Annotated in this window: 19 protein-coding genes; 12 read left to right on the top strand and 7 right to left on the bottom strand. The window is 71.6% G+C overall.

The window, feature by feature from the left end:
- Positions 1–7 precede the first annotated feature (7 nt).
- The gene (locus ACYF6T_RS25245) at positions 8–1,360 is read right to left on the bottom strand and encodes a ferredoxin reductase family protein (protein ID WP_461699166.1); all 1,353 of its coding nucleotides are present in this window, start codon (positions 1,358–1,360) and stop codon (positions 8–10) included.
- 151 nt (positions 1,361–1,511) lie between these two features.
- Between ACYF6T_RS25245 and ACYF6T_RS25240 the strand changes: the two genes are divergently transcribed.
- A complete protein-coding gene (locus ACYF6T_RS25240; protein WP_461699165.1) occupies positions 1,512–2,252 on the top strand; it encodes a response regulator transcription factor in 741 nt (246 codons plus the stop codon).
- On the top strand, positions 2,249–3,724 hold the full coding sequence (locus ACYF6T_RS25235) for a sensor histidine kinase (RefSeq protein WP_461699164.1): 1,476 nt from the start codon (positions 2,249–2,251) through the stop codon (positions 3,722–3,724). The genes ACYF6T_RS25240 and ACYF6T_RS25235 overlap by 4 nt, the downstream gene beginning before the upstream one ends.
- Here ACYF6T_RS25235 and ACYF6T_RS25230 read toward each other — a convergent pair.
- The 3 genes from ACYF6T_RS25230 to ACYF6T_RS25220 all read right to left on the bottom strand — a co-directional run bounded on the left by ACYF6T_RS25230 (position 3,711) and on the right by ACYF6T_RS25220 (position 6,001).
- Positions 3,711–4,412, bottom strand: a complete 702-nt coding sequence (locus ACYF6T_RS25230) for a L,D-transpeptidase family protein (RefSeq protein ID WP_461699163.1) — start codon at positions 4,410–4,412, stop codon at positions 3,711–3,713. The two genes, ACYF6T_RS25235 and ACYF6T_RS25230, sit on opposite strands and share 14 nt — an antisense overlap.
- 3 nt (positions 4,413–4,415) lie before the next feature.
- Positions 4,416–5,003 (bottom strand): pyridoxamine 5'-phosphate oxidase family protein, encoded by a 588-nt coding sequence (locus tag ACYF6T_RS25225; RefSeq protein WP_461699161.1) that lies wholly within the window; start codon positions 5,001–5,003, stop codon positions 4,416–4,418.
- A 125-nt stretch (positions 5,004–5,128) separates the two neighbouring features.
- Positions 5,129–6,001 carry a hypothetical protein gene (locus ACYF6T_RS25220; RefSeq protein ID WP_461699160.1) on the bottom strand — a complete coding sequence of 291 codons (873 nt, stop codon included), beginning with the start codon at positions 5,999–6,001 and terminating at the stop codon, positions 5,129–5,131.
- A gap of 219 nt (positions 6,002–6,220) precedes the next feature.
- On the opposite strand from ACYF6T_RS25220, the gene argH reads away from it, so the two are divergent.
- The 4 genes from argH (at position 6,221) to ACYF6T_RS25200 (ending at position 10,899) form a co-directional block, all read left to right on the top strand.
- The gene (argH, locus tag ACYF6T_RS25215) at positions 6,221–7,645 is read left to right on the top strand and encodes an argininosuccinate lyase (RefSeq protein WP_461699158.1); all 1,425 of its coding nucleotides are present in this window, start codon (positions 6,221–6,223) and stop codon (positions 7,643–7,645) included.
- 129 nt (positions 7,646–7,774) lie between these two features.
- Positions 7,775–8,746: an aldo/keto reductase gene (locus ACYF6T_RS25210; RefSeq protein WP_461699157.1), complete on the top strand. Its 972-nt coding sequence runs from the start codon at positions 7,775–7,777 to the stop codon at positions 8,744–8,746.
- 81 nt (positions 8,747–8,827) lie between these two features.
- Entirely contained in the window at positions 8,828–9,379 is a 552-nt protein-coding gene (locus ACYF6T_RS25205; RefSeq protein ID WP_461699156.1) for a TetR/AcrR family transcriptional regulator, read from the top strand.
- Complete coding sequence (locus ACYF6T_RS25200; protein ID WP_461699155.1) at positions 9,376–10,899, top strand: MFS transporter; 1,524 nt, start codon at positions 9,376–9,378, stop codon at positions 10,897–10,899. Before ACYF6T_RS25205 ends, ACYF6T_RS25200 begins: the two co-directional genes overlap by 4 nt.
- Before the next feature lie 28 nt (positions 10,900–10,927).
- Here ACYF6T_RS25200 and ACYF6T_RS25195 read toward each other — a convergent pair whose 3' ends face one another.
- Positions 10,928–11,599 carry a lysophospholipid acyltransferase family protein gene (locus tag ACYF6T_RS25195; protein ID WP_461699153.1) on the bottom strand — a complete coding sequence of 224 codons (672 nt, stop codon included), beginning with the start codon at positions 11,597–11,599 and terminating at the stop codon, positions 10,928–10,930.
- Between the two features lie 315 nt (positions 11,600–11,914).
- Between ACYF6T_RS25195 and ACYF6T_RS25190 the strand changes: the two genes are divergently transcribed.
- The 3 genes from ACYF6T_RS25190 to ACYF6T_RS25180 all read left to right on the top strand — a co-directional run bounded on the left by ACYF6T_RS25190 (position 11,915) and on the right by ACYF6T_RS25180 (position 14,202).
- Positions 11,915–13,084: a glycerophosphodiester phosphodiesterase gene (locus ACYF6T_RS25190; RefSeq protein WP_461699152.1), complete on the top strand. Its 1,170-nt coding sequence runs from the start codon at positions 11,915–11,917 to the stop codon at positions 13,082–13,084.
- A gap of 74 nt (positions 13,085–13,158) precedes the next feature.
- Positions 13,159–13,659, top strand: coding sequence for an RNA polymerase sigma factor (locus ACYF6T_RS25185; RefSeq protein ID WP_461699151.1), 501 nt, complete (start codon positions 13,159–13,161; stop codon positions 13,657–13,659).
- 45 nt (positions 13,660–13,704) lie between these two features.
- Entirely contained in the window at positions 13,705–14,202 is a 498-nt protein-coding gene (locus ACYF6T_RS25180; protein WP_461699150.1) for a GNAT family N-acetyltransferase, read from the top strand.
- On the opposite strand, the gene ACYF6T_RS25175 is transcribed toward ACYF6T_RS25180, so the two are convergent.
- Complete coding sequence (locus ACYF6T_RS25175; protein ID WP_461699148.1) at positions 14,192–14,641, bottom strand: hypothetical protein; 450 nt, start codon at positions 14,639–14,641, stop codon at positions 14,192–14,194. The two genes, ACYF6T_RS25180 and ACYF6T_RS25175, sit on opposite strands and share 11 nt — an antisense overlap.
- Positions 14,622–14,981, bottom strand: a complete 360-nt coding sequence (locus ACYF6T_RS25170) for a hypothetical protein (protein ID WP_461699147.1) — start codon at positions 14,979–14,981, stop codon at positions 14,622–14,624. The genes ACYF6T_RS25175 and ACYF6T_RS25170 overlap by 20 nt, the downstream gene beginning before the upstream one ends.
- A 387-nt stretch (positions 14,982–15,368) precedes the next feature.
- Between ACYF6T_RS25170 and ACYF6T_RS25165 the strand changes: the two genes are divergently transcribed.
- The 3 genes from ACYF6T_RS25165 (at position 15,369) to ACYF6T_RS25155 (ending at position 18,031) form a co-directional block, all read left to right on the top strand.
- Entirely contained in the window at positions 15,369–16,409 is a 1,041-nt protein-coding gene (locus ACYF6T_RS25165) for a methionine ABC transporter ATP-binding protein (RefSeq protein ID WP_461699146.1), read from the top strand.
- Positions 16,406–17,131, top strand: coding sequence for a methionine ABC transporter permease (locus tag ACYF6T_RS25160; protein WP_461699144.1), 726 nt, complete (start codon positions 16,406–16,408; stop codon positions 17,129–17,131). The genes ACYF6T_RS25165 and ACYF6T_RS25160 overlap by 4 nt, the downstream gene beginning before the upstream one ends.
- A 66-nt stretch (positions 17,132–17,197) precedes the next feature.
- The gene (locus ACYF6T_RS25155; RefSeq protein WP_461699142.1) at positions 17,198–18,031 is read left to right on the top strand and encodes a MetQ/NlpA family ABC transporter substrate-binding protein; all 834 of its coding nucleotides are present in this window, start codon (positions 17,198–17,200) and stop codon (positions 18,029–18,031) included.
- The last annotated feature ends 91 nt before the right edge of the window (positions 18,032–18,122 follow it).

The raw sequence follows: 18,122 nt of genomic DNA, 5'->3' as shown, positions 1-18,122 counted from the left end.
GGTGCCCCTACAGCTCGAACGACTCGTGGTGGATACGGCGGTCCGGCACCCCGGCGGCCGTCAGCGCCTCGTACAGGTCCTGGGCGAAGCCGTGCGGGCCGCATATGTACACGTCGTGCTCGGCGAGGTCCGGGAAGGTCGCCCGCAGCGACCGCGCGCTCAGGCTCGGACGCCGTCCGTCCGCTCCGTTGAGCGCGTACAGCACCTTCGCCCCGCGCCAGCGCGCCACCGCCTCCAGCTCGGCGCCGAGCGCGAGGTCCTCGGCGCTGCGCGCCCGGTACAGCAGGGTGACCTGGCCCGGCAGCGTCTCGAACAGCGCCCGCAGCGGGGTGATGCCGACGCCGGCGCCGATCAGCAGCGACTTGTGCGAGGTCTGCCGGTCCTCGGTGAGCGAGCCGTACGGCCCCTCCGCCCACACCCGGGTGCCCGGCCGCAGCAGGGACACGGCCGCGCTGTGGTCGCCGAGCGCCTTGACCGTGATCCGCATCAGGTCCCGGCGCGGCGGCGCCGACAGCGAGTACGGCGTGGACGTCCAGCCCATGCCCTCGCCGAGGAACCGCCAGCGGAAGAACTGCCCCGCCCGCGCGCCCATCTCGTCCAGCCGCCGGCCGCGCACGACGACCGAGTACACGCCCGGCGCCTCCCGGTGCACGGACTCCACCCGCAGCCGGTGGCGCAGGTTCAGCCGCACCGGGGCCAGGATCCGGAACCACAGCACCAGTGCCGCGACGCCCAGGTACAGCGCGTACCAGGCGGCCGTGGCCACGGGGTGGCCGTTGAAGTCGTTGCCCAGCGTCAGCTGGTGGAAGAACGCCAGGAAGACGGCCGCGTAGGTGAGCAGGTGCACGTAGTACCAGAACTCGTAGCTGGTCCTGCGGCGCACCGCGCGGGCGGAGGTGATGCCCACAGCGAAGAGGATGACCGTGCCGGCGGTCGCCTTCAGCATGTCCGGGTAGTCGAAGAGCACCGTCATGGTCTCGTGCCAGACCGAGGCACGGTCCTGGGCGGCGTACCCGAGCAGGATCAGCACGATGTGCGCGACCAGCAGACAGACCGTGTACCGGCCGGCCATCGCGTGCCAGCGCGCCACCCGGTCCGAGCCGATCCGCCGCTCCAGCAGCGGCACCCGGGCCATCAGCCCGACCAGCACCGCGCAGGAGTATCCGCACAGCAGCCCGGCGATCCGCCCGGCCCCGGTCAGCCAGCCCGCCGCGCCGACGACGGAACCGGTGTCCGTCCACCACAGGGCGATGACGGCCGCCGCGCCCGCCCACAGCAGGGTCAGCACGGGGCCCGCGGGGGAGCGCCGGGCGGGCACCGGCACGGGGGGTGCCGTCTGCCGCTCGTACACGGTGGTCATGGATTGCGTCCTTTCGCCTGTACGAGACGCAACTGTGCCGCCGTAACCTCTCAGCACCCTCTGAACGGGCACCCCGCCCAGCCCACTCAGAGGAAACTCAGAGCGTTCTGAGCGGCCCGCGGTCCCCGCGAGGGGCGATCCTGGTAGGGCGATGAACACCACCAGATCCGGCCGGCCCGCGCTCACCCGCCCCGACGGCACCCCGCTCAGGGTCCTCGTCGTCGACGACGACCCCGACCTGGCCGAAGTCCTCTCCGGCGCCCTGCGGTACGAGGGCTGGGAGGTCCGCTCGGCCGGCGACGGAGCGTCGGCCGTCGCCGCCGCGCGGGAGCTGATGCCCGACGCCGTCGTCCTGGACGTGATGCTCCCGGACACCGACGGCTTCGCCGTGCTGCGCTCGCTGCACACCGTCAAGCCCGACGTGTGCGTGCTGTTCCTCACCGCGCGGGACGCGGTCGAGGACCGGATCGCCGGCATCACCGCGGGCGGCGACGACTACGTCACCAAGCCGTTCAGCCTGGAGGAGGTCGTCGCCCGGCTGCGCGGACTGCTGCGCCGCGCGGGCATGGCCCGCCAGCTGGAGGAGGGGCCGCGGCTGACCGTGGGCGACCTGGTGATGGACGAGGAGGCCCGCGAGGTGACCCGGGGCGGGGAGCTGATCGAGCTGTCCCCGACCGAGTTCGAGCTGCTGCGCTTCCTCATGCGCAACCCGCGCCGGGTGCTGAGCAAGGCGCAGATCCTCGACCGGGTGTGGTCCTACGACTTCGGCGGCCGCGCCCACGTCGTGGAGCTGTACATCTCCTACCTGCGCAAGAAGGTGGACGCCGGCCGCGAGCCCATGATCCACACCGTGCGCGGCGCGGGGTATGTGCTCAAGCCGGTGACGCGATGAGGCTGCCACGCCCTCGCCTGCCCCGCCGCCTGCGCCTGCCCCGGCTGCGCACCCTGCGCGCCCGGCTCACCGTCGGCCTGGTGGTGCTGCTGGCGGTCAGCTGCGCCGCGGTCGGCGTGGCCGCCGTCATCGAGTTGCAGGGCTTCCTCACCAGCCGCCTCGACGAACAGCTGGCCCAGGCCGGCAACCGGTTCGCGGTGAGCCTGGAGCACAAGGGGACGCTGCCCGACGACCACGACGGCGACGAGCGCGGCGACACCCGTCGGCAGGCCACGGGCACCTTCGGCGCCCGGCTGGTCGGCGGCACGGTCACCAACGCGGCGGTCGTCCGCTCCAGCGGCACCCACAACGTGCCCCTGACCGAGGGCGACCGCCGACAGCTCGCCAGGGTGCCGGCCGACGGCCGGGGCCACACCGTCGAGCTGTCCGCGCTGGACCACTACCGGGTCGTGTCCTCCCAGGGTCTCGACGGCGACGTGCTGATCACCGGGCTGCCCCTGGAGCCGGTGGAGGCCGCCGTCCACCGCCTCGTACTGGTCGCCGGGATCGTCTTCGGCCTCGCCCTGACCGCGACCGGCGTCGCCGGCGCCTTCTGGGTGCGCTGGTCGCTGCGTCCGCTCAGCCGGGTCGCGGCCACCGCCACCCGGGTCAGCGAACTCCCGCTCGCCAGCGGCGAGGTGGCCCTGCCCTCGCGCGCCCCCGAGTCCGACCCGCGCAGCGAGGTGGGTCAGGTCGCCGGCGCCTTCAACCGCATGCTCGGCCACGTCGAGGACGCGCTCACCAAACGGCACGCCAGCGAGGAGCGGCTGCGCAGCTTCGCCGCCGACGCCAGCCACGAACTGCGCACCCCGGTCGCCTCCGTGCGCGGCCACGCGGAACTGGCGCTGCTGCATCCCGGGCCGGTGCCGCCCGAGGTGGCGCGCGCCCTGGAACGCATCTCCGCCGAGTCCGCCCGCATGGGCGAAATGGTCGACGAGATGCTGCTGCTGGCCCGGCTGGACGCCGGCCGGCCGCTGGAACGCCGTCCGGTCGACCTCACCATGCTGGTGCTGGACGCGGTCGCCGACGCCCGCGCCGCCGGCCCCGAGCACCGCTGGGAGCTGGAGCTGGCGGAGGAGCCGGTCACGGTCGAGGGCGACGCGCACCGGCTGCAACAGGTGTTGGCCAACCTGTTGACCAACGCGCGTGTGCACACGCCTGTGGGCACCAAGGTCACGGTGTCCCTGGAAACGGAGGGCTCCACGGCCCTGCTGAAGGTCCACGACGACGGCCCCGGCGTCCCGGAGGACATCCAGCCCGGCGTCTTCGAACGCTTCACCCGGGCCGACCGCCGCCGCACGGACGCCCCCGGCGGCGGCGCGGGCCTGGGGCTGTCCATCGTCGCGGCCGTGGCGGAGGCCCACGGCGGGCGGGTGGACCTGGAGAGCAAGCCGGGCTCGACCACGTTCACCGTACGGCTCAGTACCGCGTGATCGCCGTACTCCCTCCGGTGGTGCCGATCGCGATGTGCGGGGCGCGGTCCTGGTCGGCCCACCGCAGGATCCGCCGCATCGCGTCCGCCGGCACCGACACACAACCCGCCGTCGCGCCCCGCCCGTTGACGTGCAGGAAGATCCCGGCCCCGCGCCCCCGCACCCGCTGGTGGTAGTTGAACCCGACGACGAGCGCGTGCGCGTACTGCGTCGGATACGAGACCAGCCGCTCGGACTCGGACGCACGGCAGTCGGCGGGCAAGGGCTCGGTCCACCGGTTGTAGGACGCCGAGGCGACGTCCTCGCACCACCACGAACTCCGGTGCACGGCCCGGTACGGGTAGTGCGTCCCGGCGGGCGCCGCCTGGACCCCGAACGCGAACGGCAGGTCGTACAGCCCCGTCGGCGTGGTGTACGTCCCCTGCTTCCGCGCGGTCCCCTCCACCAGCCCCTTCGCGCCGAACCGGGCGGACGCCGACCCGGCCTTGACCCACCGGCCGCCGCGCCGGTCCCACCACGTGACCGTGCCCGAGGTCGCACTCGTCCTCCCGGCCACGGCGGTGATGAGCTGCGCACCGCCCCCGGTGTCGGCCATCCGGGCGGGCAGCGGCGCGGTCGACGCCGGCGCGGCACCGGGCACGAGGAGGGAGGCGGCGGCCAGGGCACCGGCGACGAGAGCGGTTCGCATGGCTCAGACCGTAGACGGCGGCAGCGGCAACGGCAGCCCGGGCAGTCCGTCCAGGCTGGTGGCGACGTGCTCCTTCCGGGTGAAGTACTCGCTCAGCGACGCGTCGTCCTCACGCGCGAACCGCTTGCCGTGCAGATCGCGGTCCTCGTCGTACGTCATGAAGGGCACCGCGTAACCGCAGGTGTCCCGGACGAGTTCGGCGTGCACGACGATGACCGCGCGCAGCCCGTGCGGGGTGGGGTCGATGTCGGGGAAGTGGGTGAGCAGGTCCTCGAAGCGCGGGTCGTCCCGGAAGACCGGCTCCCCGCGGCCGTGCACCCGGACGATGTTCGGCGGGCCCTGGAAGGCGCACCACATCAGGGTGATCCGGCCGTTTTCGCGCAGATGGGCGATCGTCTCGGCGTTGGATCCGGCGAAGTCCAGATAGGCCACGGTGTGCTCGTCCAGCACCGCGAAGGAGCCCTTGAGCCCTTTGGGGGAGAGGTTGACCGTGCCGTCGCCGGACAGCGGGGCGGTCGCCGTGAAGAAGAGGGGCTGTGTCTCGATGAACGTGCGGAGTCGGCCGTCTATGCGTTCATAAGTCTTTCCCACGATGAATGATTATGAACGCGGTTCCTTCGCCTGTCTAAGGAATTGGCGCGTCCGGTTCGTCGCGGGCCCCGTCCGTGGCCGCCCCGGCCGGCGCATCACTCGGGGCGGCCACAGCGCCTGTCACGTCACTTGGTGAGCGTGCAGGCCGCCAGGGAGTCCAGGCCGGTCGGCTTCGCGGCGGTGCGGCCGATCGCGATGGCGATGCGGTCGATGGTCGACTTCCGCTTGTCCGCGAGCGGGCCGAGGATGGCGTTCTGGACGAAGTTCGGTCCGCCCTGGCCGACCGTGTCGACGAGCCGCTTGTTGGCCTCGTCGATCTGCGTCTGCAGCAGCGTGAGGTTGCGGTCGACCTCGGCCTGCGCGGAGGCGGGGATCGCCGGCAGCTGGGAGGCGACGTCCGGACAGCTGATCGTGCCGGCGGCGGAGGCGCTGCTGTCCGAGCCGCTCGCCGCGCCGGTGCCGCTCGCGTCCGAACCGGTGTCCGACGCCCCGGAGGACGCCGTCTCGCTCGGCGTGGCCGAGGTCTGCGCGCCGGAGCCGGCCGCCCCGTCGGCGTTGAGGGCGCACGGCGCGAGGGAGTCGAGGCCGGTCGGCTTCGCGGCGGTGCGGCCGATGGCGGTCGCGATGCGGTTGATGGTGGCGATCCGCTTGTCCTCCAGCGGGCCGAGGATGGCGTTCTGGACGAAGTTGGGGCCGCCCTGGCCGACCGTGTCGACGAGCCGCTTGTTGGCCTCGTCGATCTGCGTCTGCAGCAGCGTGAGGTTGCGGTCGACCTCGGCCTGCGCGGAGGCCGGGATGTCCGGGAGCTGGGAGGCCACGTCGGGGCACGTGATGGTGCCGGGACTGGCCAGCGTGCGGGCGTTGTCCGTGCCGCTGCTCTTGGACGTCTCCCCGGCGAGGGCCGAGCCGGCGATCACGGCGCCGGACAGCACCACCGCGGCGGCGCCGCCGATGAGCGCGACACGGCGCTTGTTGTACTTCGGAAGAGCCCTGGACATGCGGATGCCTCACTAGGGTCGGGGGTGTTCTTCGGTGACGAACGCGGCGCCTGCGTTCGGCGAGAGGTACGGGTAAGCGATTTCTCGCGTTCAAAGGGCCCGCAAAATTCCTCCTCCGGACCAGGCGGGGACGTCCCTCGCGCGCCCCCGCCCGGATTGACGAATCATGCATAGGTCTGCATACTCATGCATGACCGAACGCAGGATGAGGAGAACCGAGTGAGCAGCAACAGCGGTGACGTCCGGCTCTGGGGCGGCCGTTTCGCCGACGGACCCGCCGAGGCCCTGGCGAAGCTGTCCGCGTCCGTCCACTTCGACTGGCGGCTGGCGCCCTACGACATCGCCGGTTCGCGTGCCCACGCGCGCGTGCTGCACAAGGCCGGTCTCCTCACCGAGGACGAGCTCCAGCGCATGATCGCCGGGCTCGACCGGCTGGAGGCCGACGTCGCCGACGGCTCCTTCACCGGCACGATCGCCGACGAGGACGTGCACACCGCCCTGGAGCGCGGCCTGCTGGAGCGCCTCGGCCCCGACCTCGGCGGCAAGCTGCGCGCGGGCCGCTCCCGCAACGACCAGGTCGCCACCCTCTTCCGCATGTACCTGCGCGACCACGCCCGCACCATCGGCGGCCTGATCGCCGACCTCCAGGACGCGCTCATCGGCCTCGCGGAGGCCCACCCGGACGTGGCGATGCCGGGCCGCACCCACCTCCAGCACGCCCAGCCCGTCCTCTTCGCCCACCACGTCCTGGCCCACGTCCAGTCCCTGTCCCGGGACGCCGAACGCCTGCGCCAGTGGGACGAGCGCACGGCGGTGTCGCCGTACGGGTCAGGCGCCCTGGCCGGCTCCTCCCTCGGGCTGGACCCGGAGGCGGTCGCGAAGGACCTCGGCTTCGAGCACGGCAGCGTCGGCAACTCCATCGACGGCACGGCCTCGCGTGACTTCGTCGCGGAATTCGCCTTCATCACGGCGATGATCGGGGTCAACCTCTCCCGGATCGCCGAGGAGGTCATCATCTGGAACACGAAGGAGTTCTCCTTCGTGACCCTGCACGACGCGTTCTCCACGGGCTCCTCGATCATGCCCCAGAAGAAGAACCCGGACATCGCGGAGCTGGCGCGCGGCAAGTCGGGCCGCCTGATCGGCAACCTCACCGGCCTGATGGCCACCCTCAAGGCGCTGCCGCTCGCCTACAACCGCGACCTTCAGGAGGACAAGGAGCCGGTCTTCGACTCCATCGACCAACTGGAGGTCCTGCTGCCCGCGTTCACCGGCATGATGGCCACCCTCACCGTCCACCGCGAGCGCATGGAGGAACTGGCCCCGGCCGGCTTCTCCCTGGCGACCGACATCGCCGAGTGGCTGGTCAAGCAGGGCGTGCCCTTCCGGGTGGCGCACGAGGTGGCGGGCGAGTGCGTCAAGGCCGCCGAGGCGGAGGGCAAGGAACTGGACGAGCTCACGGACGACCAGTTCGCGAAGATCTCCGCCCACCTGACACCGGAGGTCCGGTCCGTCCTCAACGTCCCGGGTGCCCTGGCCTCCCGCGACGGCAGGGGCGGCACGGCCCCGAGCGCGGTGGCGGTCCAGCTGGCCGAGGTGAAGGCGGACGTGGCGGCTCAGCACCGGTGGGCGGAACGCCGTTAGGGAGCGCGGGGCCGTGGTGCGTGTGTGGCCACCGCCGTGGGCGAGACACGCCACGCCGTCGCCGCACCCCCGGCGCACCGCACCACTCACCCCGTGGGGCGAACGGGCATCCCGCGTTACGTTGTCGGTATGCCCTTCGCCCGACTCGCCACCGCGACCACCCCCACCTGCCACATCGGCCTCGGCCTCGCCGCAGTGGGCCGCCCCGGCTACATCAACCTCGGCCGCGACGAGGACCTCGGAGACGACCGGAGCGTCGAAACCCTCCGCGCCCGCACGCACGAACTCCTCGACGCCGCCTACGCCCAGGGCGTCCGCTACTTCGACGCGGCCCGCTCCTACGGCCGCTCGGAGGAGTTCCTCGCCGACTGGCTCACCCGCAACCCCCACGTCGACGACGTGGTCATCGGCAGCAAATGGGGCTACACCTACACCGCCGACTGGACCACCGACGCCGACAAGCACGAGGTCAAGGACCACAGCGTCCAGACGTACGACCGTCAGCGCGCCGAAACCGCGGCCCTGCTCGGCGACCGCCTCGACCTCTACCAGATCCACTCGGTGACTCCGGACAGCCCCGCCCTCACCGACAAGGAACTCCACGGCAGGCTCGCCGAAGCGGCCACCCAGGGTCTCACGGTCGGCTTCTCCACCAGCGGCCCGGCCCAGGCGGACGCGATCCGCGCCGCCCTCGCGGTCACGGTCGACGGCGAGCCCCTCTTCCGTACCGTCCAGTCGACGTACAACGCCCTGGAGACCTCGGCCGCCCCCGCCCTCGCCGAGGCCCACGACGCCGGCCTCACGGTGATCGTGAAGGAGGGCATGGCGAACGGCCGCCTGGCCGGCCCGCACGCACCGGACGCCCTGAAGGCCGTGGCCGAGGAGACCTCCCTCGGCTGTGACGCCGTGGCCCTCGCCCTGATCCTGCGTCAGTCCTGGGCCGGGGTGGTCCTCTCCGGCGCGGCGACCCTCACCCAGCTCGCCTCCAACCTCCACGCGGCCGTGGTCGACCTGGACGACGACCAGCTCGCCCGCCTGGCCGCGCTGGCGGAGGACCCGCGGACGTACTGGGAGAAGCGCGCCGCCCTGCCCTGGCACTGAGGCACCGGCTCGCACCCCTCCCTTTGGTACACACGCGCCCATAATGAGACATCAATGTCTCATATGGTTTATCGTTGTCGCATGGCCGTCGACCGTGACCACGTCCTGCGCACCGCCGCAGCCCTGCTGACCCGCAAGTCCACCGCGACGATGGACGAGGTCGCCCGGGCGGCCGGCATCAGCCGCGCGACCCTGCACCGGCACTTCGCCGGCCGCGACGCGCTGGTGCGCGCCCTGGAGGCACTGGGCATCGCCGAGTGCGAGGCGGCGCTGGACGCGGCACGCCTGGCCGACGGGCCCGCCGCCGACGCCGTACGGCGTCTGGTGCGCGCCGTCGAACCGGCCGCCGGTCTGCTCGCCTTCCTCTACACCGAGAACCAGCTCTTCGAGGGCGAGGAGCAGAACGCCGGCTGGGCCAGGATCGACGCCCGGGTCGGGGCCCTGTTCCGGCGCGGCCAGCAGGCCGGCGAGTTCCGCATCGACCTCACCCCCGCCTGGCTCACCGAGGCGCTGTTCGGGCTGCTGGCCTCCGGCGCCTGGGCGGTCGCGGAGGGCCGGGTCGCGGCCAAGGACTTCACCCACATGATCACCGAGCTCCTGCTCGGCGGCGCACTGCGAAGAGAGGAATCATGACCAGCACCCTGCAGCCGGCCACCACGACCGAGGCGGTGAAGCGCCCCGGCCGCTGGCTCGCGCTGTCCGTCCTCGTGCTCGCCGTGCTGCTGGTGGCCGTGGACGCGACCGTTCTCGGTCTCGCCACCCCCTACATCAGTGAGGACCTGAAGCCCTCCGGCACCCAGCTGCTGTGGATCGGCGACGTCTACTCCTTCGTCATCGCCGGCCTGCTGGTCTCCATGGGCAGCCTCGGCGACCGCGTCGGCCGCAAGCGCGTCCTGCTCGGCGGCGCGACGGCGTTCGGCGCGATATCCGTCCTGAACGCCTACGCCACGAGCCCCGGGATGATGATCGCGGCCCGCGCCCTGCTGGGCGTCGCGGGCGCGACCCTGATGCCCGCCACGCTCGCCCTGATCCGCAACCTCTTCCACGACCCGCGCGAACGCAGCCTCGCCGTCGGCGTCTGGGGCGCGACCGCCTCCGCCGGCACGGCGATCGGCCCGATCGCCGGCGGGTTCCTGCTCGAACACTTCTGGTGGGGCTCGGTCTTCCTGATCAACCTGCCGGTGATGGCGGTCCTGGTCCTGGTCGGCGTCCGCACCCTGCCGGAGTCCCGCAACCCGGACCCCGGCCCCTGGGACATGACCAGCGTCGCCCTGTCCCTGGTGGGCGTCATCGCTGTCGTCTACGCCGTGAAGGAGGCCGTCACGCACGCCCTGGCCTGGTTCCCGCTCGCCGTCGGCGTGCTGGGTGCGGCGGTCCTGACCTGGTTCGTCCGCCGCCAACTCACGCTTCCCGCACCGCTGCTGGACATGCGCCTGTTCCGCAACCGCGGTTTCAGCGCCGCGGTCCTGGCCGACCTGCTGACCATCCTGGGCCTGTCCGGTCTGGTGTTCTTCCTCTCCCAGTACCTGCAACTGGTCCAGGGCAGGGGCCCGTTGGAGGCGGGACTCTTCGAACTCCCCGCGGCGGTGGGCGCGGTGGCCGCCGGTCTCGTCGCCGGGCGCGTGGCCCGCCGCTTCTCGGTGCGGGCGGTGGTCGCGGGCGGCCTCGCGGCGGTGGGCCTGGCCCTGGCCGCGCTGACGGCCCTCGACCGGTCGACGGGCTACGGCCTGCTCGGCGCGGCCCTGCTCGTGGTGGGCGTGGGCGCGGGCTTCTCCTTCACGGTCACCGCGGACGTCATCCTCTCCTCGGTACCGAAGGAGCAGGCGGGCGCGGCATCCGCGGTGTCGGAGACGGCGTACGAACTCGGCGCGGCCCTGGGCATCGCCCTGCTCGGCACCATCGTCACGGGCGTCTACCGGGGCTTTGCCGCTCCGGCCGGTACACCGCGGGGCGCGCACGAGTCACTGGGCGCGGCGGTGGAGACGGCGGCCGGCATGCCGACGGCGACGGGCCGGCAACTGCTCTCCTCAGCCCGCGAAGCCTTCGTCGACGGCCTGGCGATCGCGTCGGGCGTGGGAGCGGGCGTCCTGCTGGCGACGGCGGCCGCGGCCTGGTTCATGCTCCGAGGCCAACGGCTCGACAGCCGGCCCTGAGGGGCGCGGACAACCGTGCCGCGAGGTGCTACGCCGCCTTCGCCTTGGTGGCGTACATGTCCACGTACTCCTGCCCGGACAGCCGCATGACCTCCGCCATCACGGAGTCCGTCACGGCCCGCAGCACGTAGCGGTCCCGGTCCATCCCCTCGTACCGGGAGAACTCCATCGCCTCGCCGAAGCGGACCGTCACCTTCGCGGGCCGGGGCATCCCCGCCCCGCCCGGCTGGATCCGGTCGGTGCCGATCATCGCGAACGGCACCACCGGCGCCCCGGTCATCAGCGTCAGCCGCGCGATCCCCGTACGCCCCCGGTACAGCCGCCCGTCGGGCGAGCGCGTGCCCTCGGGGTAGATGCCGAAGACCTTGCCCTCCTCCAGGATCCGCCGCCCGGTCATCAGCGCCGCGACCCCGCCCTTGCCGCCGTCGCGGTCGACCGGGATCATGCCGACCCCGGTGAAGAACCAGGCCATGAGCCGGCCCTTGAGGCCCTTACCGGTGACGTACTCGTCCTTGCCGATGAAGAACACCTGCCGGTCGCACACGAGCGGCAGGATCATCGAGTCGATGAACGTGAGGTGGTTGCCGGCGAGGATCACCGGCCCGTCCCCCGGGATGTGCTGCGCGCCCTCCACCTGTGGGCGGAACATCAGGCGCATGATCGGTCCGAGCACTGCCTTGATGAGCGCGAAGCGGGACAACGGGCCCTCCGGTGTCAAGGAGATCTGTATGAGTCTGTGCAGGTGAGGACGATACTCGGGGTTCCCGGCGTCGCGCACATCGGGGAGGCCGGGTTCACCGAGGTCTTACGTGGTGTTGACGCGGATTCACCTGGGGTGACACCGCGTTTCCGGCCCGTAACCGGGCCGGAACCATGTGACGCACGTCGCGCCCGGACGGGCGCGCGTCCCCTCATGACATGTCGAGTCACCCACGCGTTCCGGTTCACGCCTCCCTCACGTCATGTCCACGCACCTACGATCGGCCCGCATCGAAGGAGTCGACGGGAGGCGCTCATGGGAACGCAGGAGAACGACAGGACGGGTGGGACCGGGCGGCGGGCGCTCCTCGGTGCGGCGGTGCTCGGCGCGGGCGGAGCCGTCTTCGGCCTGTCGGGCACGGCGAGAGCGGCCGAGGCAGGCGGCCGGGGCAGCGGCGGCGGGCTGAAGAGCCTGCCCAAGCCGACGATCATCGGCCACCGCGGCACCTCCGGGTACCGGCCGGAGCACACCTTCGGCTCTTACGACCTGGCCCTCGACATGGGCGCCGACATCGTCGAGGCGGGCGACCTGGTGCCCACCAAGGACGGCCACCTGGTCTGCCGGCACGAGCCGGAGATCGGCGGCACCACCGATGTCGCCGACCACCCCGAGTTCGCCGACCGCAGGACCACCAAGGTCCTCGACGGCGTCTCCACCACCGGTTGGTTCACCGAGGACTTCACGCTCGCCGAGCTCAAGACGCTGCGCGCGATCGAGCGCATCCCGGCCAACCGCCCGCACAACACGCTCTACAACGGCCGCTGGGAGATCCCCACGTTCGAGGAGGTCCTCAAGTGGCAGGACGAGCAGACCCGCAAGCGGGGCAAGCAGGTCTGGATCTACCCCGAGACCAAGCACCCCACCTACTTCCGCAAGCTGGGCCTCGGCCTTGAGGAGCGGGTGGCCAAGCTGCTGCACAAGTACGGCAAGGACAAGCGGAACTCGCCGGTCATCCTGCAGTCCTTCGAGCCCAGCAGCATCCAGAAGCTCAACACGCTCGTCGACAACCCCCTCGTCGTGCTGCTCTCCGGCGCGAGCAGCCGCCCCTGGGACTTCGTCGAGGCGGGCGACCCGCGCACCGTCGCCGACCTCGTCACCCCCAAGGGCCTGAGGGAGATCGCGGGCTACGCCCAGGGCATCGGACCCACCCTCGACCTGGTCATCACGAAGAAGGCGGACGGCAGCCTCGACCGGGAGACCACCCTGGTCTCCGACGCGCACAAGGTCGGCCTGATCCTGCACCCGTACACCATGCGCAACGAGAACCCCTTCCTCCCGGCGGAGTACCGCAAGGGCACGGACGCGGACGCCTACGGCGACGCCTTCGGCGCCTTCAAGCGGTACTTCGCGACCGGCATCGACGGCGTCTTCACCGACAACGCGGACACCGGCCTGCTGGCCCGCGCCGACTTCGTCAACGGCTGAGCCTCCCACCCCGGTTGGGGTGACAGTCGGCCGCCCGGGCAACCACGGCCCGGGCGGCCCGCGTCGTGCCGCATATGACGCACCACCTGCTCGCCGCCCTGCGCCCCCTGCTCACCGCCGAGGCCCTGGCCGAGGCACCGGCCTGCGGCAGCGAGCCCGCCGACCTCGAACAGGCGGTCTGGCTGCGCCTGCTGGAACGCCTCGACACCGACGGTCCCCCGGCGGACCCGCCGGGCTGGCTGCGCCGGGCCGTCCGCTCCGAGGCGCGCCGCAGCCGCCGTACGACCCGGCTCGAACGGCCGTACGCCGCCGAGCCCGTCGACGACACCGACCCCGCCCGGCTGGCCCTCGCCGCCGCCCGCCGCCGGGACCTGCGCGAGGCGATCGGCCGGCTGCCGGGGCGCTGCCCCCGTCTGCTGGAGGCCCTGCTCTCCCCGGAAGACCCGACATACCGGGAAATCGCGGGGGAGTTGGGTATCTCACAGGGAAGTCTGGGTCCGGAACGTTCCAGATGCCTGGGATGTCTGCGTCGTTTGCTCACACCGGAGGTTGCGGCCCGCGAAGTGCGGGGATAGGAGTGGGGGACGACAGGCGATCAGGTGAGCGGGAGGCGTGCGCACATGGGCATGAGCGTGACCATCTCGGTGGCGACCGAGCAGGATGCAGAGCAGATCTTCAGGCTCCAGTACCTGTGCTTCCAGAGTGAGGCGGCGCTGTACGGCAACTACCGCATCGACCCGCTCGTCCAGTCCCTGGACTCGGTCCGCCAGGAGGTCGCCGACGACTGCGTCTTCGTGGCGCGGCTCGGCGAGGAGGTGGTCGGCTCGGTGCGCGGGCGCGTCGCCGAGGACGGCTCGGCCTCCATCGGCAAGCTCTGCGTCCACCCCCGCCTGCAGGGCCACGGCATCGGCGCGCGGCTCCTGCGCGCGGCCGAGTCGGCCCTCGCGGAGGAGCGCGGCGCCAAGAGGTTCCGCCTGTTCACCGGCCACCGCAGCGAGGGCAACCTCCGCCTGTACCGCCGCGTGGGCTACCAGACGGTGGGCACCTCCCAGGGCGACGACGGCGTACCGATGATCATCCTGGAGAAGCCGGCGGAGGCGTACGCCACTACGGCGTGACGGCGCGGTTGCGGCGCAGCCAGTACAGCGCGGACAGCGGCAGCAGGACGGGGATGAAGACGTACCCCATCCCGTAGTCCGACCACACCGTCGCGTCCGGGAAGGCCGAGGGGTCGACCACGGTCCACGTGCCGACGATCAACACGCCCGCGAGTTCGGCGGCGCAGCACACCTGCGCCGCCCTGCGGGCCGTCTCGCCGCCGCGCACCAGCGAGTACGTGATGAAGCCGTACACGACACCCGCGACGGCCGACAGCGAGTAGGCGAGCGGCGCCCGGTCGAACTCGGTCGCGATCTGGTAGACGGAGCGCGACACCGCGCCGACCACCATCACGCCGTAGAACCACACGAGCAGCATCCCGGGCCCGCTGATCAGCCGTGTCCTCGCAGGCTTCTCCCGGTCCTCCGCCACGGCCACCTCAGCCTCCCCAGATGTCATAGAGCCGCACCTCCAGCACGGCCAGCACCACACCGCCGGCGGCGACCGTCACCGAACCCCAGCGCGTCCGCTCCGCGAGCGACATCAGCCCCGCCGCGGGGACGCAGGCGAACGCGCCCAGCAGATACGCCACGAAGATCGTCGTCCCCTGCTCCGGCTTCTCGCCCCGCGCCAGCAGCACGATCCCGACGATCAGCTGCACCACGGCCAGCACCGACACCACGGCCATGCCGATGAAGTGCCAGTCCTTCGTCGGCTGGTCACGGTAGGCCGCCCACCCGCACCAGGCGGCCAGCAGCAGCGCGGCGACCCCGGTCACCAGCGTCAGGGCATCAAGCATGCGGCGACCCTATTACGACCCAAAAGCCCCGGCGCCGTCGGCCCCGCCGCACACCGCGCGGTCCGTGGCCTTGACCACATCTGTCCAGTATGCGGACAGCGGCGCAGGGTCACGTCTGTCCGTCTGTTTTACTGATCCCATGACCACGACGAGCTGCCGCACCCTTGCGACCGAGGCGACCATGACGCCCGGTGCTCGTTGTCTGTGTCGAATGTGCGCCTTCTAGAGGGCCCCCGCACCACCCTTCGAGTCTCGCGCCCCGAAGCGAGCCGCCGCGGCATGTCCGTACGCGCTGATCGCCGTACGTGACCGAGAAGTCCCGCGCACATCCTCTCCCGTACCCGGGCACACCCACGCCCTACGTACTCGACAGTGACGGAAACCCCAGTGATCACCACATCGGGCCTGACCAAGGTCTATCGGGCCGGCCGCTCACACGGCCGCACGGTCACCGCCCTCGACGGCGTCGACCTGCACGTCCGCGAAGGCGAGGTGTACGGCGTCATCGGCCAGTCCGGCGCCGGCAAGTCCTCCCTGATCCGCTGCATCAACCTGCTGGAGAGGCCCACCGCCGGCACGGTGACCGTGGCCGGCCAGGACCTCACCGCGCTCGCCGGCCGCGGACCCCGCGCCGGCCGCGAGCTGCGCCGGGCACGCAGCCGCATCGGCATGGTCTTCCAGCACTTCAACCTGCTCTCCTCCCGCACCGTCCAGGACAACGTCGAGCTGCCGCTGGAGATCCTGGGCACGTCGGGCCGGGAACGCTCGCGCAAGGCCCTCGAACTGCTCGACCTCGTCGGGCTCGCCGACAAGGCGGGCGCCTACCCCGCCCAGCTCTCCGGCGGCCAGAAGCAGCGCGTCGGCATCGCCCGCGCCCTGGCCGGCGACCCCAAGGTGCTGCTCTCCGACGAGGCGACCAGCGCCCTCGACCCGGAGACCACCCGCTCGATCCTCCAGCTGCTGCGCGACCTGAACCGGCAGCTGGGCCTGACCGTCCTGCTCATCACCCACGAGATGGATGTGGTGAAGTCGATCTGCGACTCCGCCGCCCTCATGGAGAGGGGCCGCATCGTCGAGTCCGGGACCGTCAGCGAGCTGCTCGCCACCCCCGGCTCCCAGCTCGCCGCCGCCCTCTTCCCACTGGGCGGCGAGGCCACCGGCGAGGACCGCACGGTCGTCGACGTCACCTTCCACGGCGAGGCCGCGACCCAGCCGGTCATCTCCCAGCTCTCCCGCACCTACAACATCGACATATCGATACTCGGCGCCGCCATCGACACCGTCGGCGGCCTCCAGGTCGGCCGGATGCGCATCGAACTGCCCGGCCGCTACGAGGACAACGTCGTGCCGATCGGTTTCCTGCGCGAGCAGGGCCTGCAGATCGACGTCGTCGGAGAAGCCGAGCCGGTGAAGGAAGGTGCCCTGTGACCTGGTCCGAGATGCAGCCCCTGCTGTCCCAGGCGTGTTGGGACACCCTCTACATGGTCGGCTGGTCCACGCTCATCGCCGTCGTCGGCGGCCTCCCGCTCGGCGTGCTGCTGGTGCTGACCGACCGCGGCGGCCTGCTGCAGAACGTCGTCGCCAACAAGGTCATCGGCCAGGTCGTGAACGTCGCCCGCTCCATGCCGTTCATCATCCTGATGGTCGCGCTGATGGGCTTCACCCGGACCGTCACCGGGACGACCATCGGCCGCGAGGCCGCCATCGTGCCGCTCGCCATCGGCGCCATCCCCTTCTTCGCGCGGCTGGTCGAGACGGCCGTCCGCGAGGTGGACGGCGGGCTCGTGGAGGCCGTGCAGGCGATGGGCGGCAACACCTGGACCGTCGTCCGCAAGGTCCTCGTACCGGAGTCGCTGCCCTCGCTCATCTCCAGCACCACCACCACGGTCGTCGCCCTCATCGGCTACTCCGCCATGGCCGGCACGGTCGGCGCCGGCGGACTCGGCGACATCGCCATCCGCTACGGCTACCAGCGCTTCGAGACCGAGCTGATGTGGATCACCGTGGCCATCCTCGCGGTGGTCATCTCGCTCATCCAGTTCGCCGGCGACTTCGCCGCCCGCTCCCTGCACCGGCGCGGCGGCCACAGCGGTCCCGCGCCCAGGCTGCGGCTGCTGAAGGCCCGGGCGGCCACCGGCAAGACCGCCTGACCCACCCCCTGTTCTCCCCGCACACCCAACGCGGGGTCGCTGCACCCAGAAGGAAAGGCACTTTTCGTGCGTAACACCGCCAAGCTCACCACCGCCGTCCTCGCCGCCGGAGCCCTCACCTTCGGGCTCACCGCCTGCGGTTCGTCCGACTCGGACGCCGGCTCCTCCGACACCAGCGGACCGCTCGTCGTCGCCGCGAGCCCCACCCCGCACGCCGAGATCCTGAACTACGTCAAGGACCACCTGGCGAAGAAGGCGGGCCTCGACCTGGATGTCAAGGAGTTCACCGACTACGTCACGCCGAACACGGCGACCGAGGACGGCTCGGTGGACGCCAACTACTTCCAGAACCAGCCCTACCTCGACGACTTCAACAAGAAGAACGGCACCCACATCGTGCCGGTCGTCACGGTGCACCTGGAACCGCTCGGCCTCTACTCCCACAAGGTCAAGAGCGCCGACGCCCTCAAGAGCGGCGCGACCGTCGCCGTCCCGAACGACACCGTCAACGAGGCACGCGCCCTGAAGCTGCTCGCCGCGAACGGGCTCATCACCCTCAAGGCCGGCGTGGGCAACGAAGCGACCCCCTCCGACATCACCGGCAACCCCAAGAACCTCAAGTTCAAGGAGCTGGAGGCGGCCCAGACCCCGCGCTCCCTGGACGACGTGGACGCCGCCGTCGTCAACGGCAACTACGCCATCGAGACCGGCCTCAAGCCGGCCCAGGACGCCCTCGTCCTGGAGTCCGCGAAGAACAACCCCTACGGCAACTTCCTCGCCGTGAAGAAGGGCAACGAGAGCGACCCGCGCGTGAAGAAGCTCGCCAAGCTCCTCACCTCCGCCGAGGTCAGGAAGTTCATCGAGGACAAGTACCAGGGGTCGGTCGTCCCGTCCTTCTGACGGTCTTTCCGCCGGCACGTATACGGCGTATCGCCACGCACGGGGTCCACTCGCTCACCGCGGGTGGACCCCGTGGTGCGATCCTGTGCTC

This window comes from Streptomyces sp. 7R007, assembly GCF_054850255.1.
The sequence above is the reverse complement of the archived record's forward strand: the minus strand, read 5'-3'. Positions and strand labels throughout refer to the sequence as shown.